The following is a 16,951-nucleotide window of genomic DNA, read 5'->3' as shown; positions in this document are numbered from 1 at the left end:
AGATGTTTACCTTTTTCTATTTATAATAAATACTTAGTGATAGCACTGCTACGGCTGTATTATTGTTCTAACACATCTCTTGTTTACGTTTAGCAAGTGATTTCATATTATTTTAAATTCAAATGTAAATACAAAGGATCTGTCGATATAGCCTATTGATATCGTGAGGTGCTGCGTATTTTTGATGAAAATAAGGAAATATATTGTCATGCCCGATTATTCGCAACTGATTAATGAGTTGTTGGCTACTGTTGCACTTATTGAAGTGACCCCTGACGTGTTTGAGGGTAAGAGCCATGACTATGTTGGTAGCCGTATTTTCGGTGGGCAAGTGCTCGCTCAAGCGATTATGGCTGCGGCGCATACACTAGATAAGGATAAGCCTTGCCACTCGTTGCATGGGTATTTTTTGCGTGGTGGAGATATCAATCAGCCAGTTATTTACCAAGTGCGCCGCCTACGTGATGGTCGAAGTCTGTCTGCGCGTGAAGTGACGGCGATTCAATATAAAGAAGTGCGTGGTAAGCCGCCTATTGAGCAAGTGATATTTTCGATGATCGCCTCGTTTTCACCGATGGAGGAGGGGTTGGATTATCAAGAAGATATGCCCGTCTATCCACCGCCTGAGGATTTGCTCGCTGAACAAGAACTAAAAGAAGAGCATATTGGCAAAGTGCCTAGTGCCCTAAAATCGAGATTTATGCGTCATCGTCATGTCGAGATTAAGCCAGTCAAGCCGCGTGATCCTATCAACCCAGAGCCTATGAAACCGAAACAGGCGAACTGGTTACGTATCCGTGAGTTGGGCAATCAACCAGTGGCGATTCAGCAAGCACTATTGGCATTTTCGTCTGATTTTTATTTGGTAGGTACGGGGCTGATGTCACATGGCATCAGCTTTATGACCAGCGGTTTACAAGCGGCCAGTATCGACCACTCGATGCATTTCCATCGTAATTTTGATCTCAATAACTGGATGTTATACGATATGTGGAGTGATACGACCTCTAACTCTAAAGGGCTCAACCACGGACAGTTTTGGCAAGATGGTAAGCTGATTGCCACTGTGCAACAAGAAGGACTGATGCGCTTGCGTGTGCCGAAGTCTTAGATGGCTATCGCTTGATTATCAAGAAAAAAAGCGACTCATTATGATGATGAGTCGCTTTTTTTATGGCAATTTTTTACTCTAAGATCTTAACCATCGCTCGTGGCAAGCCAAGTGTTGCCTGAGCATCATTAGCATTTAGCCAATTAATATTAATGTCGGCAGCTTGCAGTGCTTTGGTTATTTCGGCGGTTTGTTTGGTATTTAATGTCACTGCTTGTGGCGTTAAGTACCAGTGGAAATGGGTCAGTGAATGTTTAATAGGGGCTTCATCAAGCAAGGCCTTGCTGATAGGAGCTGCTACTAATTTATTCTTTATCAGCCACTCATTGATGATTTGCTCAGCGGTGGTAAATTCTGCTTCATATACTTTTTCATTACTGCGTACGTCACTGGATACATCCAATGGCTTGTCATCGGTAGCCTCTGTTTTGCTAGCGACATTTTTGCCACTTGCTTTACCTTCAACTTTCTTCACAAACTGTAATGGCAAGCTCCACAATCCACCCCAAATACCGTTGTCAGGGCGCTGTAACCATAGAATGCCGCCACTAGCATCCTTAATTAATAATGCATTACTAAACTTACTGGGTTTCGGCTGCTTTTTTGCTTTGACTGGATAATCAGTCTCGCGCCCTTGTGCATGGGCTAGGCAGTCTTCTTTTAATGGACATAACAGACAGGCAGGTTTGCTACGAGTACATAAGGTCGCGCCCATATCCATCATGGCTTGCGCAAACAATCCTGAATTCTTAGTTGATGTCAAACGCTCTGCCAATGCCCACAACTCTTTGGTCGTGGCAGACTTGGTAATATCTCCATCAATCGCTGCCCACCGCGTGATGACTCGTTTGACATTGCCATCACAGATGACGCCATAATGGTGCAAGCCCATGGCCATAATCGCGCCAGCGGTCGACGGCCCAACACCAGAAATGGCTTCCCATCCTGCTAGCGTCTGTGGAAAGTCGTCCGTTTCATCAATGACCTCAACCAACTGCTTGGCACCTTTATGCAAATTACGCGCGCGCGCATAGTAGCCAAGCCCTGCCCAATGCTCTGCTACAGTATCCCAGTCCGCTGCTGCCAAATCCTGCACTGTTGGAAACGATGCCATAAATCGTGCAAAGTAGGGCAGTACAGTGGTCACTTGCGTTTGCTGTAGCATGACTTCAGACAACCAAACAATATAAGGGTTGGGTGTGTCGGTCTGGTGCTGTTGCCAAGGTAAGTCATGGCGACCGTTTTCGGCAAACCAATCGAGTAGGCGGGGAGCGAAGGAGTTTAGGGATGTGGGAGAGTGACTAAAATCGGTATCAGAAGAATTGGCGGTTAGCTGAGTCATAGGCTCTTATATTTGGTTTTTTGAAGATAAGTAATTATACCTGATATACGTATTTGCTACGACCCAACTTTGACGTGATGCTATTGAATAACATAATAAAAATAACTACTTAACGATGTCGAAAAGTAAGAGGTTATTGATTGTGTGTTCGATGTAACTGTAAAGGTAAGAGTCGCTATTTATACCGTTATTGTCTATCAGAAGATCATAGTGTGGTCCATTTAAGATTTTTTGCGCTAACTTCTGTATTTCTACGCCACTACTACTCTTAACACTAATTACCTGATTTCTGACTAGTTTGCTAAAGAGAATTAATACAAAGCTTTTTGTAGCATTATTTAAAATATTATCATCAGGTATAGTTAGGATGCCAGAGTCCATGAAATTAAGAAAATCTGAAGCCATAAGCTCTTTATTTATTAAATTCATTAGTAATTTTTTATCGGTAATATAAACAAATGATAAAAATACCATAATAATTTGATCAAGCACTAAAAATTTACTTTTGTCTTTATCTTCAAAAATAATCAAGGTTTCGATACAACGTACAATTTGCTCAATATTACGAAGTGATAATTTACTGAGATCCAAGAAAGTTGGAATATCATATATGAACTCGTTATTCTTAAAATTATGTAGAATCACCTCACTATCTTGCATAATCGTTTTGAAATAAGCGACATTATTTTGAGCCATTTGGTTATCAGCATCTTTACTAGTCGTGGGTAGTTTAATTTGATACTTAAAAAACTTATATAAGTAACTATGTGAATCAGTCTCGCTACCATAGCTATGTTTGATAGTGGCTTTAAGCTGCTCAGCATTGGTAATCAAGATAATCTGCACATTTTTAACATCGAAGACATGCTTAATAGTCTCTAACATCATTACTGCAAAGTCTGGACGACAACGGTCAAGCTCATCAATAAGTAAAATAATAGGGTTTGTGGAAGCAATATCGGATAGAGCATTACGCAATGTCGATAAATTCTTTTCCGCTTCTACTTGGTCTTTAATCATAGATTCAAGTGATTGGTCGATAAGAGATTTTGACCCATCCTTTATTTCTTCCATTCCATCTGCTAGTGCGTCAGGAATATCTGCCGCATATCTACCGAATGCAAATCCTAATCCTGCTTTAAGACCTATACCAGAAATGAGCCTTAGGTAAGGAACTGCATTTTTTATAAAATTCTTGCGCTTGTCGTCTTTTTCATCGTAGAAACTAGCCACCTCAGCTATAAGTGTTAAAAGCGGCTCATTAGCATGGTCAGCTTGAAAGGCGTTCACGTAGCCAACTTTATAATCGTTGGGATTATCAGCTTCAATCAAGTTTTTAAGTTTGAAGCAAAACTCCGTTTTACCTGTACCCCATTTACCATCAATAATAAGTGGTGAGACATCAATATCTGAATCTAATAACTTAATAATTTTCTCAGCGATAGGCTTACGTGTGAACTCATCTCTGCTAGAAAAAGTTAACTCTTTCATTATCCTGTAATCTGTCATTAAGCACTCTCTATATTCATAATTTTGATATACGATACTTATGTTATACAGATAATACAGACATAAAAAAAGCCCATAAGGGCTTTTATATAGGTGGTAGCTTTTTGAGTAATGAGACTTAAATCAACCCTATTTCCGATTCTTCCGCGTTTTCAAACGACGTAAGCGTTTTTCTTCTTCTTTGGCTTTTTTCTTTTCTTCAGCAGCCAGACGTTGTTCAGCGACCACGATTTCTTCAGCTTCAGTCATAGCTGGTGTCTCAAGCGTAATACGTCCAAGCTTCGCACTACGTAATTCATTAATGAGAATCTCAGACATGCGGTAGGTATCGACTTGATTGCCCGAGCGCACACAGCCACGATTACGTCCAGCGACTTCAAAAAACTCCCAATCGGTCTTTGGCAGTTCTTCAATTTTATAGCGAGTTTTTAGCAGCTCAGGATAGGCTTGCATTAAGTACTCAGCGGTATAACTGGCGACATCAGCGAAGTCAAAAGCCGTATCACGAATACCGCCAGTTGCTGCCAGACGGTAGCCGGAGTTTTCATTTTCAACTTTTGGCCAGAGCATACCAGGGGTGTCATAGAGCATGATGTCATCGTCTAGTTTAATCAGCTGCTGCGATTTGGTTACGGCTGGCTCGTCGCCTGTCTTTGCCACCGCGCGTCCTGCTAGCGTATTAATCAAGGTGGATTTACCAACGTTTGGGATACCCATGATCATGGCTTTAATCTGGCGACCTGTACCGACTTTATTAGGCACTAGATGCTTACAGATGGCGATGATGCGTTTGACATCATTGGCTTTTTCGGTATCGCAAGCAATGGCTTTCACACCGCTTTGCTGCTCGAGATAATCCATCCACGCTTGGGTCAATTCTGGATCAGCAAGGTCGGCTTTGTTTAGGATTTTGATAACAGGTTTTTCGCCACGCAATGCTGCGACCATTGGGTTTTCACTACTATAAGGGATACGCGCATCGATGACCTCGATGACCAAATCCATCTGTGGCATGGTTTCTTTGATTTCGTTACGGGCTTTGTTCATATGCCCAGGGAACCACTGAATACTTGCTCTCTTATCCATCTGCTTTCATAACCTTTTATAAAAAATGCTAAAAGTAAAACCATTCAGGTTTACTTTCTAATGATGCTCAGTTTACTACAGAACCACATTGCTCACGGGACAATTTCACCTAACCACTAAATTTCACCTAACCACTATGTGAAGTCGTGATTACGTCTTATCCGTTATCTCATCTACCTCATCATCTGCGGGCGGCAAGGGAGCCAAATAGCCGATCAGTAGAATCAAGCTGCCTGCGCCAAGGAAAGATATCACTCGCCAAATAGCCTCAGTCTGTGACAGATCAACCAAGACCAGTTTGAGCACGACGACGCCCAATAGCCCAATGCCCATAAACCATAGCGCACGCTGCCAGTAACGGCTGGCGATGATGGTGGCGATTAATGCCAAGAGCGTCCACAATATGGTCAAGCCTGTTTGCACTTGTTCACTTTGCCATGCGCCTGCATACCATAATGGCGTACTAATAAAGGCATGGAGCGTTCTGATAAGTATGCTGGATATCAGCCAAAAGCCAATAAGACCTAATATAATCAGTAAATTATGAGTGGCAGAGGTTTTTTGGGTACGAGTACTGATATCAGGATTTGAATGCTCTAGCAGATGGTTGTGCTGTCGATTTAGGTAATAGACACCAAAACCAACCAGTAGCGTTAGCACTGAGGTCACGTCATATAAATTCAACAGCGGGAAATAGGACATGCCCCAAATTACGCCATCATACGACCAGTTGGTAATGATGACCCAACTTAATGCAATGGGTGCAAAGATGGCAGCGCAGTTTAATAGTGCCTGCTGCCAATCAAACCAGTACAGCAATCCATGCGTTGAATTTTCACTGATTGATGTGTCTGTCTGACGAGCATGGTCAAGATGATTGCTAGTATTATAGTCGCTGCCATGATAGTCGCTGCTATAACGATAACTGCCCCATAGTCCAGCGATAATCAAAACAGTAGGAATTAAGATAGCCATCACACCGGCAGAGGCAGGTAGACCATAATGAGCGGCCGCCGCAATGACTAAAATGCCAGTGCCGAGCCAGCTCGTAATGTCATAGGCCGATAGCTTGGCGTTGTTAAACCATGTCCTCAGCCATAATTGTCCGATAACCAACCAGCCAATGAGCAAGCCTGCAAATAGTAGCCAGTCTATTGACGTCCATGCGAGATGTGATTCAAACTTTTGCGGCAATTGTAAAACGAGCATCAGATAAAACAGCAATAGCAATCCGTGGCTGAATTGTCTGATTTCGGCCCATGGATGATATCGATTGGCTGTCCAATAAATGCCAAGGCTCATCAGTGCCGCTAGCGCAATCAAGGTAGATGTGGCCAGTTGCCAATGGCTAAACCACTGATCTACATCAAGCCATAATACTTGTAGCATCCACACCATCGCAGTCATGGTCAAAAACTGTATAAATCTAGGACTGCGCCACACGATGCTAAATGCTGTACTTTGACTATTGATAGATGTCAGCCATTGGCGAGCCGCGTCAGTGCTAATCCCCAACGCATTGGCATAAGTCACGATAGAGTCTGGTGTAGTAGACTGCTCTTGAGAACCAGCTGAGTGGATCGATTCGTCACGTAAGCTGTCATTTAACATCGCTGGCGAGTGGCTACTACGCAAGATAAAGACCGATGCCAAATAAGCTATGCCCGAAATGCTTAAGGCTAAGACAGGATAATCACTGCCAGAGAATACGATGGTAAACACTAACATAGCGATACTGATGAGCTGTAATAATAGACCAAGCAGTACCGACCATGCGCGTAGTGAGCGCCTACCGAACCAGACGAGAGCCAGTCCTTGGACTGACCAACCAAACGCAATCCATTCGGCATCTAATGCCAGCGGAATGACCAAGGCCAAAAATCCAAATCCGAGCGCCAACATGCCTTCGGTAATCAGTGCGTACCGTCGACTATGTTGGACAAAAATCCAACCAAGTCCTAAATAAAGCATCGCTAGCACAGCACTGGTGATGGTTAAGGCATTAGGTACATTACTTAAAAGCGCCGCAAACAAACCAAATGCCATCAGAGGTACTGAAAATAATAGTCCCGTATCGATAGGAAATAGATAGGTCTGACTGTCAGCGTTTGGTTTTTTGCTTTCATCTTGGTTAGTTTTGGCACTATTGGCACGGTTAAACGCTTGCTCATTATCAGTATTGTAAGCGATGATTTGTTGGGCGTAGCGAATCACGACAAACAGGTAAAGACTCAAATGTAAGGCAACCAATAAAACCAATGACCAACGCTGCGACGCAATGACTGCATCTAAATTTTCGCTTATTCCCCAATAGTAGGCGAGGCCAAAGGTCACGCTCACACCGAATAAATTCAAAATTTTCCATGGGCGATAATGACCAATAATAGCAATAGCCACATTTAATAATAAGTAATAGCTGAACAAGGCGACCATACTGCCAGTATCATCACTGGTCAAAATCGGCGCAAAGAAACCTCCTGACAATGCCAATAACGCCAATGGAAAGGCGTTCTGACGGACGGCGAGGGCAACAGTGACAGCAGATAATATGCCAAGCCCAATAAAGCTCGGTAAGCTCGGAATAATCTGATAAACGCTATAGGCAAAAAAGGTGCTCAAATAAGCAATGGCTAAGCCTGCGCCTTGTAAAGTAATACCGTAGGAAAAGCGTTTTGCGGTTAGCTTTAACCCCAGTGCTGCCAATCCCAATCCTATACCGCCGATTGCCATAAGTTTGAAAGCAATGGGAATCTCAATATAATCACTTAGTAAGCGCAACAATAGTATGACGCCCACCAGTAGTACCAATACGCCGACACGCACCACTAAATTACCACCGAAAAACCAGTTTTTAATAGAGTGAAATAGCGAGGTGACGATTGGCAAGGAGCTTTCGTCCGGCTGAATAGCGGCAGTTGGCGTTTTATTTTTTATTAAGTCTGAAGTTTCTGTAGCCCTAGTATCGGACGTGTTCGGTGCCTTTTTTGATAAAGGATTTGATAAAGGATTCGCTTCTAGATTTGAGAACGTAGCAGTTGTTGGCTGTAATGGTGGCCATGTCTGCACGGTGGTATTTGTTTCATCGGTTGTATTCAGTTTAACAGTGTCAACAGCGCTGTCTGCTGTTAGATGACTATTACTAGAATGGCTGTTACTAGCATGACTATTACTAGAGATAAAGTTGTCAGTTGGTTGAACAGATGAGCACTTGGCATTACTGTTTCTTTGATTTCTAAGCTGAATTTGTAGCTTGCCCACATCACGGCGTAGTTGTCCAATATGCCGATTTATTCTGACATAGAGTACAACCACGACGATTAATAGTGCGGTAAAGGCCAGCCAGCCCAACTGGTTCAATATATAAAACATCTTTATCACTTAATACCATTTATAATGCAGTGATAATGACGTTATTTATGGATAAGTACAAGACCATCCTTGCGCATCAATCAAAATGTTATTAATAAACGGTTGTTTATAAATAAAGAAGGGCCGCTTAAGTTGTAAGCGGCCCTTCTTTTTTCGTTTATTTGTTTTTGTGATGATAGCTTATGCCAAGTTTGCTTTCATAAACTCAAGCATGTTTTCCCAGCTTTGTTTGGCTGCGATTTCATTGTAGCCAAGATCTACCTCGTTTTTAGCAGCACGCTCATCGGCATGCGGATTGGTAAAGCCATGCTTAGCGTTGTCATAAACGTCGATAGTATAGTCAACATCGGCGGCGTCTAGCTCTAATTTTAGACCTTCGATAGCATCCATTGAGACCATTGAGTCGTCACGACCGTGGGCGACTAGGACTTTTGCTGTGAAGTTTTTGTCTGCGGGTTGTTTTGGTGATGGGTTACCATGGAAGGTAGCGACCGCTTTTAACGGCATGCCGTCACGTGCCATGTCGAGAGCGATTTTACCGCCGAAGCAATAACCAATCGCTGCTAAGTTGTTCCCATCCACGGCTAACTGATCACTGAAGTCATTAAGGATTAAACGGCAGCGTGCCATGAGCATGTCTTGATCTTCAAGCACTTGTTCCATCCACATATTGGCTTGCGCGGCATCTGTGGTCAGCTTGCCTTCACCGTAGACATCCATTGCAACGGCAGCATAGCCTGCTTCTGCTAAGCGCTCAACCACTGATTTTGGATGTTCGACCACGCCCCACCATTCTGGTGCAACCAAGATACCTGGTGCTGGCGTGTCGTTCGAGGCAGTATCTGGTAAGGCGACATAGCTGATCAGCTCAATGTTGTTTTCGGTCGTGCTGATTAATTCAAAAGTCTTAACTGACATATCGTTTTCCTTTTTTATATTGTGAGTTTTAATTATTTGTCATTGTGATGGTTCATTTCTCTAACTCGTACTAATTTCTCTAACTCGTACTACCTTAACGCTCATGTTACGCAAAAACAGCTATAATACTGTAACGCTATTTATCAAAATGATACTGCCACTTTATGACTATAAACTTGTTAAACACACAGGACGACAACTTGGATATGAATTCAAGCGCTCAATCAGAGGCTGATGCAAACATCGAGTCGCAGCAACCTGTGACGCTGTTTTCTGAAGCCACAGCGACTGACGCATTACGCCCACAGTTTTGGACCCGTTTTACCTTAAATGAATTAAATCATAGCGAATGGGAAGCATTGTGTGATGGCTGTGGTAGTTGCTGTCTGATCAAATACATCGACGAAGATGAGAGTGGTGATGTGGCTGAGGAGCTGGTCGAATATACCGATGTCACTTGTCAGCTAATGGACTGTGAAACGGGATATTGCCAACATTACGATACGCGCCAAGAGCATGTGCCGGACTGTATTCAGCTGACCATGGACAACTTACCAAATATGATGTGGCTGCCATCCCACTGCGCCTATAAGCGTTTGTATAAAGGGCAAAACTTACCCAGCTGGCATTTATTATTGACTGGGGATGCCGTCGTCACGCAACAACAAATGCGTGCGATGAATGTCGGTGTGGCAGGACGCTGTGTCTCTGAAACTGGCCTGACGGATGAAGAAATGGAAGATCGTGTGGTCCATTGGGTCAAGCCGTAGTTGCAGTTTATTTGACGCTTAAAATCTAGCCTTCAAAACTCAGCTTTGAAAATCTAGCCCTCAAGTCAATACGATTCAGATGCTTGGGCGGTAGATTTGGCGTCTGTCTCAGCATCAGCTTGAGAGTCAGCCAATGGCGGAGTAGGGATACCTTGACGAATCTGCTCAGAGAACTCGCGGCTGTTTCCGTGACTATTTCCGTGACTATCAACGCCAGACTCTCGGTTGCTTTGATTGTCAAACCCTTTAACCTTTGGGTTTATATGGGCGTGCTGATACCAAGTATCTATTGACCACGGCTGTTCGCTGCTTTCTGGATTGGCATCTAGCATACCAACTTTATAGAGATAGTTTGGCAACCAGCCGGAAACCCAAATACGATAATCCCACGGCAGTCGATCACCGCTGATGATGCGTGCCATATAAAAAATAATATTGGTGCAATTACTAACCAACGTATTGTACCAAGCGGGCTCTGCATTTAGCTCATCAACTGCTGTTAAGTAAGACTCAAAAAGTGACCTGACCTCGTGTTGTTGTAAATTACTGACGGGGAATAGATAAACTTGTTCTCCGCGCGCATTGCTTCGCGTGTAGATGATGTCACGCTCTTCTGCAGCAATCAGGCTCAGCTCAAAACGCCTAAAAAATCCAGCGAGTGCAGAAAATGATTCACCTTTCTCTTTACGAATCTCAAAGGAAAAAGCCAGCGGTGCTGCATCTTCGAAACGAAAGCTGACCAAAGTATGAGCAATCAGTGGTCCCATCCAATAAGAGTTGGTCACATCGACACCCGAGAGTTTAGACAAATCCACTGTTCGAGTGTCCCAATGTTCGGTCGCGTTTTCTGCTGTGTGCCAATCAAAATTACGTACATTGGTCAAGGTGATTAAATCAGGATTGGTCGCATCACGCTCATAAGAGACACGTTGATTGACATCAGCCATCCAGTCGCGCTCTTGCTGAGGTTCAATAGAAAAAAACCATCCAACACCAACCAGCCAAATCGCAGCATATAAAACAGTTAACCGCTTGGTAGTGATTTTGCTATTGGCTTTTACTTTAGTCGTTAATGGCTGGTTATCTGATTGCTTAGCACCTTTTGGCCAATAGCGGCTTTTGAGCAATGCGGTCAGCACCGCAACAACCATTATCCCTACTAGCCAAGTAATAGCAGAGTGGGCACCGAATTGATACCAAATCGCTAGTAGTAACCAAATGGCTGATAGTAATAAAGTAATGAGGATTAGCAATTGTAAAAGACAGCTACGCCATTTTGATTTTGGTCGGGACTCGAATTTTGGTTTGAACGGTGGTTTTGGTTGGTTACCAGTGCTGCCATTACTTTTTAAATGAGGACTATTTAAGTCATGATTTGAGCTAAGATTACCCATGCCATTGTCTGAGCGATGACCAGCTGAACGCGAGGAAAATAGGCGAGAAAAAACAGAACGTAGCGACATAGGATTTTTTTTGATAAATGAAGGCTTTGACCATAGCAAAATTCGTCACACACTGACAATACAATTTGCATGAATTTGTCGTTGAATGTCGGTGAGTCATAAGATAAAGTGGAGCTAATTTATTTATAGTTTAACAAGCAGCCAATGAGCCTTTGACTGTTTTATTTTCTAGCTTTAGCCCCATCTATATTTTACCTGTTATTTTTGCTTACTATTATTAACTACTAACCACATTAACTGCTATCAGCCAAATTTTTATTAACTTAAGAGGTTAAACCACACCACCATGTCTGACGACACTCCCAGCCCGAGTAGTTGGTCGATGCGCGGCTTAAAACGCTGGCTATCGACCGCCCCCGAAACCCGTGATGAATTGATTCGTTTGGTACAAGACTCGCGTCAGTTCTTAGAGCCTGATACGGTCGATATGTTAGAAGGCGTGCTCGATCTGCCTGCGACACAAGTACGTGAAATCATGACACCGCGCCCACAAGTAATTGGTTTGCATGAAAGCGCTAGCCTTGCTGAAGTGATGGATATCATCCTTGAGACTACTCATTCGCGTTATCCTGTTTTTGATAGTCAAGATGATGATGCTGTCATCGGTATCTTATTGGCAAAAGACTTGATACCTATTCTCGTTCATATGGTGCGTCATCAAGAAGATAAAATTGAGAGTAAACGCCTCAGAGATTTGGTGCGTCAGCCGCTATATATTAGTGAAACGGCGCGTTCTGACACCTTGTTACGCTCACTACAGCGTACACAAGTGCATATGGCTATCGTCGTTGATGAGTTTGGTAACTTTGGTGGGGTGGTGACCATGGAAGATTTGTTAGAGGAAATCGTTGGTGACATCGTCGATGAGCATGATGATTTTGAGGAAGACAGTGATATTAACAATATCGTCGCTGACCCTGAAAAACCAAACACATGGCGCGTTCAGGCTTCTACAGTGATTGAAGACTGCAATGATGAGCTTGGTTGCCACTTTGACAATACCGATGTTGATACGATGGGTGGTCTGGTCATGCAAGCACTTGGTTATGTGGGTGACTTGGAAGGCGAAAGTGTGGTGATAGATGATTGGAAAATTACCATTACTGATGTTGAAGGACGTTTTATTCATAATTTAGAGTTGACGAAAATGAACGTTGAACCACAAATTTTGATAGGCAGTCACTGATTCAGTGTTAACAATCTAGGGCGTGTTTTTAACGCTTATTGATAAGTGACAGAATGATCAATAACAAAAAAACACGATTGCGATCGTGTTTTTTTTGATCTGTGGTTAGTGCATGCTACGCAATGTTACCTATTATTGGGTTGAGACTGGTATCATAGGCAAATTTAATTTTTAGATACCGTATAAACAATAATACGGTCAGTTTTAGCTGTAATTTTGCCTGAATGCTGCTGCTCACTATTTTAGAAAATATAGTTTTGGATAACTGCTATGCGTCTGTCTACTGTTGATTTGCAAAAACGCCTGAATCCCGATAAGCCGAAAGGCTTGCCGACTGCACTGACCGTGTTGATTGCTTTACTGGCGGGAGCGATATTTTTCTTTGCACTTGCACCTTACGGTATTTGGCCGTTAGCCTTGGTATCGCCTGCTATTTTATATGCGTTACTAATGCCTGCTATGAGTGGTAAGCGTGCATTTCTTATTGGTCAGGCGTATGGTACAGGGCTGTGGTGTGTTGGTGCGTTTTGGCTTTATAACTCCATTCATACTTATGGTGCGATTCCAGTATGGCTTGCGCTGATTATGATTGCGCTGATGGGTCTTGGTATGGGGCTGTTTCATGGCTTTTTGGCGCTCGTATTTAATCGTATGGTTGGCCGTCAGCCGTTGTCTTTTGCGGCGATTTGGATACTACAAGAGTGGTTGAAAACGTGGCTACTCACTGGATTTCCGTGGCTGTTCGTTGGTTATGCCTTTACGGAGCAGTATTGGTTATCGTCATTAGCGCCAGTTGCGGGTGTATTTTCCATCTCATTCGTGGCTGTGTTATTGGCTGCTAGTGTAGTGGAGCTGCTGCGTCGCCGTGCTGGTTACATGGTGATATCGATCGCATTATTAGTGATTAGTAGCGCTTTATGGTTGATAAACCCACAATGGACAAAACCAAAAGGTACGCCTGATTTATCTGTGTCTCTAATCCAAGGGAATATCCCACAAGACGTAAAATGGCTATCTGAATATCAATTAGAAACGCTCAATATTTATGCAACGCTCACAAGTACGGAATGGGGCAGTGATCTTATTCTGTGGCCAGAGTCGTCGATTCCTATGTCTCAGTTAGCGGCGACTGATTTTATCGATGAAATGACCAAGCTTGCCAATGCAACTGATACGACATGGGTAACTGGTATACCTTATATAGACGACGCGGCCTTTGATGCCAGTACTGATAAGTACCCACCGATTTATAATAGTGTGATGGCGCTAGGCACTGATGCAGAAGGACTGTATAAGAAGCAGCGTTTGGTACCATTCGGCGAATATATTCCCTTTCAAGGATTGTTAAATATCCTACCTGATTTGGCAGGTAGTCAAGATATCTCCGGTTATAGCAGTGGTAGTGATGATCAGTCACCGCTAGATGTACGAGGTCATAACTTAGGAGTAGCGATATGTTATGAAGTTGCTTACCCTGATACCACTCGCAAAAATGCCGCTGATACGGATTTTTTATTGACCATCTCAAACGATGCCTGGTTTGGTAAGTCGGCAGGGCCGTTACAACATCTGCAAATGGTGCAAATGCGTTCATTAGAAAATGGCCGTTGGTTCATGCGTGCGACCAATACAGGCGTCACGGCAATTATTGATCATAAAGGCCGTATCGTTGAGCGTGCGCCGCAGTTTGAGCGCACAGTATTAAGAGGTAAGGTACAGGCTCGAGTTGGCAATACACCCTATATGAGCTTTGGTAACTATCCCATGTTATTTATTATAGCGCTGTTGCTACTACTCAGTTATGTGGGTAAACGTGAGGCAACCAGAGCACGTTTGGGCAAGTAGCTACACGCATAACCAGTAGTGACAGCAAGTAATTAGACGCGTCTAGCAAAATCTCGTCGATAATAAATCCTTTAAATACTTAAGGGTTTTAACACATCGGTAAAAATTGCGATATAATAGGCCAATATTTCAAATATTTTGTGCAAGGTGGATAAGGTATGTCAGAAGGTATCGTTAATAACAATCCAAAAAAAGAGTTGTTGTTTGCTCTAGGTGGCATTGCTTTGTTTTTAGGTATTGTCTTACTTATTGGTGTTTCAGCTTTTTTACGCCCAGCAGGTCAGCATATTACTGTTGAGGCGATTGAAGATGCTGAGGCGGCAGTCGTTGCAGATGAAGCAGAAACAGCGACTGATGAAAGTGCAGTAGCTGAAGATGCTGCTGTAACTGAAGATGCAACTGCAACCGAAGAAACTGCAACTGAAGCCACAGATGCTGAAGCACCTGATACTGCGGCAGATGCCACAGTCACACCAACTGATAGTACCGATGGCACCGTCGCTACTGCTGAGTCTGGTACTGCAACGGCGTCTGGTACAGTAAGCCAAGCCGCTGTGGCTGATGCAGATTTGACTGCTGAACAAGCAGATGGCGATTTAGAAGCCGGTGATGTGGCTGAAGTTGATGAAGCAGCACAGTAATTTTAATATAGCCAGTTAAATGACTAAATGGTGACACTTTATTCTAAAATAAGTGGCGTTATGAAGTTTGCATCAACAGTTCTATAAATATAGTAATCGTCTCATGAAGACTAAAAAAAGAGCCCATTCTCAAATATTGAGGATGGGTTTTTTTGTGAGTGGTTGTGTAACTTTGACAAGTTTTTTATTTACTTATATATAACCAAGTGCAAAAATACTGCGCTGATATGACCGTTCATCTTAATAAATAAGGGTTTGGTCGTTATACAAATAGCCTTTAAGGGAATAAAGTTATGAGTACAGAGTCAAAGTCAGGAGCTAGCGAGGCTGAACTGGCTGCGTTAGATAATGGCTTTATGGGGCATCCAAAGCCATTACGTCCATTATTTTTTACTGAGATGTGGGAGCGGTTTTCTTACTATAGTATTCGCCCGCTATTAGTACTGTTTATGGTGGCAACCGTCGGCAGTGGTGGTTTTGGTTTTGATGAGGTTACTGCATCGGCTATCTATGGTATTTTTGCAGGGTCATTATATTTGGCGGCTGTACCGGGCGGTTGGCTGGCTGATAACTGGCTTGGGCAAGAACGTGCCTTATGGTGGGGCAGTATTATTATCGCCTTAGGGCATTTGTCTATCGCGCTATCTGCGCTGTTTGGAATGACGCTGTTTTTTGTTGGCCTCATCTGTATTGTCTTAGGATCTGGCTTATTTAAGACTTGTATCTCTGTGATGGTAGGGGCTTTATACCCTCAAGGTGATTCGCGCCGTGATGGTGGCTTTACCTTGTTTTATATGGGTATCAATATTGGTGCTCTATTGGCGGCCTTTATTGTTGGCGTGTTCAAGGAAAAAGGCATGTGGCATGCAGGCTTCAGTGTCGGCGGCATAGGTATGCTGGTGTCATTGCTGATTTATCGGTTCTCTGCCCAAAAAACCTTAACTCATTATGCCAAAGCAAAAGGCATCACTGCTGAGTGGGAGCGTGCCAACGGACGCTACAAACACATAGGCCGCTGGGTTATCGCATTTATTACTACTTTGGCTGCAATTGTGGTGTTAGTGGCCACAGGTATCATGCCGTTTGCACCCGGAGTAGTCGCAGAGTATATGACTTATATCATCGCAGCCGTAGTTATACTGTATTTTGCTGTGATGTTTATATCACCACGACTAGACAAAACAGACAAGCTGCGTTTGTTGATTTGCTTTATTTTGATTATTGGCTCAACGCTATTTTGGTCAAGTTTTGAGCAGCAGCCCACGTCTTTTAACTTGTTTGCCGATCGTTATACAGATCTAAATGTCTTGGGCTTTGACGTGCCGAGTATTTGGTTTCAGTCATTGAACCCTTTGTTTATCTTAATTTTAGCGCCAATTGTGAGTATTGTGTGGGTCAAGCTTGGCAACCGAGGCCTTGAGCCAAGTAGTATGGCTAAGTTTGCGCTTGGTATGTTATTGGCTGCAGCAGGGTTTGCATTGATGATTTTTGCATCAAAAAGCATCTTAGCGCCTGGTACTGGCTTAGCTTCACCACTATGGTTGGTCGGCAGTTTATTGCTGTTGACACTCGGTGAGTTAGCCCTAAGCCCAGTTGGTTTATCTGCCATGACCAAGCTGGCACCGAAGGGTATGCAAGGTCAGATGATGGGGCTTTTCTTTGCCTCTATCGCTATGGGTAACTTGGTTGCTGCCTTCTTTGGTGGTCATGT

Annotated in this window: 12 protein-coding genes; 6 read left to right on the top strand and 6 right to left on the bottom strand. The window is 43.2% G+C overall.

All coding sequences use genetic code 11. From position 1 onward, the window contains the following. Positions 1-208 precede the first annotated feature (208 nt). Positions 209-1,111 (top strand): acyl-CoA thioesterase, encoded by a 903-nt coding sequence (locus tag ACT3QP_RS09245; RefSeq protein ID WP_444525282.1) that lies wholly within the window; start codon positions 209-211, stop codon positions 1,109-1,111. Between the two features lie 73 nt (positions 1,112-1,184). Here the strand turns inward: ACT3QP_RS09245 and mutY are convergent, their stop codons facing one another. The 5 genes from mutY to ACT3QP_RS09220 all read right to left on the bottom strand — a co-directional run bounded on the left by mutY (position 1,185) and on the right by ACT3QP_RS09220 (position 9,335). Next, entirely contained in the window at positions 1,185-2,453 is a 1,269-nt protein-coding gene (gene mutY, locus ACT3QP_RS09240; RefSeq protein WP_444525281.1) for an A/G-specific adenine glycosylase, read from the bottom strand. Positions 2,454-2,558: 105 nt separating this feature from the next. Beyond that, entirely contained in the window at positions 2,559-3,944 is a 1,386-nt protein-coding gene (locus ACT3QP_RS09235) for a KAP family P-loop NTPase fold protein (RefSeq protein WP_444525280.1), read from the bottom strand. Positions 3,945-4,091: 147 nt separating this feature from the next. Next, entirely contained in the window at positions 4,092-5,048 is a 957-nt protein-coding gene (ylqF, locus tag ACT3QP_RS09230; RefSeq protein WP_444525279.1) for a ribosome biogenesis GTPase YlqF, read from the bottom strand. Positions 5,049-5,198: 150 nt separating this feature from the next. After that, a complete protein-coding gene (locus ACT3QP_RS09225; protein WP_444525278.1) occupies positions 5,199-8,417 on the bottom strand; it encodes a DUF2339 domain-containing protein in 3,219 nt (1,072 codons plus the stop codon). 180 nt (positions 8,418-8,597) lie between these two features. Next, positions 8,598-9,335 carry a dienelactone hydrolase family protein gene (locus ACT3QP_RS09220; protein ID WP_444525277.1) on the bottom strand — a complete coding sequence of 246 codons (738 nt, stop codon included), beginning with the start codon at positions 9,333-9,335 and terminating at the stop codon, positions 8,598-8,600. A gap of 206 nt (positions 9,336-9,541) precedes the next feature. Between ACT3QP_RS09220 and ACT3QP_RS09215 the strand changes: the two genes are divergently transcribed. Beyond that, positions 9,542-10,105 carry a YcgN family cysteine cluster protein gene (locus ACT3QP_RS09215; RefSeq protein ID WP_444525290.1) on the top strand — a complete coding sequence of 188 codons (564 nt, stop codon included), beginning with the start codon at positions 9,542-9,544 and terminating at the stop codon, positions 10,103-10,105. A 65-nt stretch (positions 10,106-10,170) separates the two neighbouring features. Here ACT3QP_RS09215 and ACT3QP_RS09210 read toward each other — a convergent pair whose 3' ends face one another. Beyond that, entirely contained in the window at positions 10,171-11,568 is a 1,398-nt protein-coding gene (locus ACT3QP_RS09210; RefSeq protein ID WP_444525276.1) for an Lnb N-terminal periplasmic domain-containing protein, read from the bottom strand. 286 nt (positions 11,569-11,854) lie between these two features. Between ACT3QP_RS09210 and ACT3QP_RS09205 the strand changes: the two genes are divergently transcribed. From ACT3QP_RS09205 to ACT3QP_RS09190, 4 genes are all read left to right on the top strand, one after another. Further along, positions 11,855-12,754 (top strand): HlyC/CorC family transporter, encoded by a 900-nt coding sequence (locus ACT3QP_RS09205; RefSeq protein WP_444525275.1) that lies wholly within the window; start codon positions 11,855-11,857, stop codon positions 12,752-12,754. A 270-nt stretch (positions 12,755-13,024) separates the two neighbouring features. Continuing rightward, positions 13,025-14,599 (top strand): apolipoprotein N-acyltransferase, encoded by a 1,575-nt coding sequence (gene lnt, locus ACT3QP_RS09200; RefSeq protein WP_444525274.1) that lies wholly within the window; start codon positions 13,025-13,027, stop codon positions 14,597-14,599. A gap of 158 nt (positions 14,600-14,757) precedes the next feature. Beyond that, positions 14,758-15,240, top strand: a complete 483-nt coding sequence (locus ACT3QP_RS09195; RefSeq protein WP_444525273.1) for a hypothetical protein — start codon at positions 14,758-14,760, stop codon at positions 15,238-15,240. Between the two features lie 293 nt (positions 15,241-15,533). Then, on the top strand, positions 15,534-16,951 hold a 1,418-nt coding region (locus ACT3QP_RS09190), incomplete at its 3' end, for a peptide MFS transporter (RefSeq protein WP_444525272.1).

The organism is Psychrobacter sp. AOP7-B1-24 (genome assembly GCF_052376215.1).
Classification (GTDB): Bacteria; Pseudomonadota; Gammaproteobacteria; order Pseudomonadales; family Moraxellaceae; genus Psychrobacter.
This window is presented reverse-complemented; position numbering and strand designations above follow the sequence as displayed.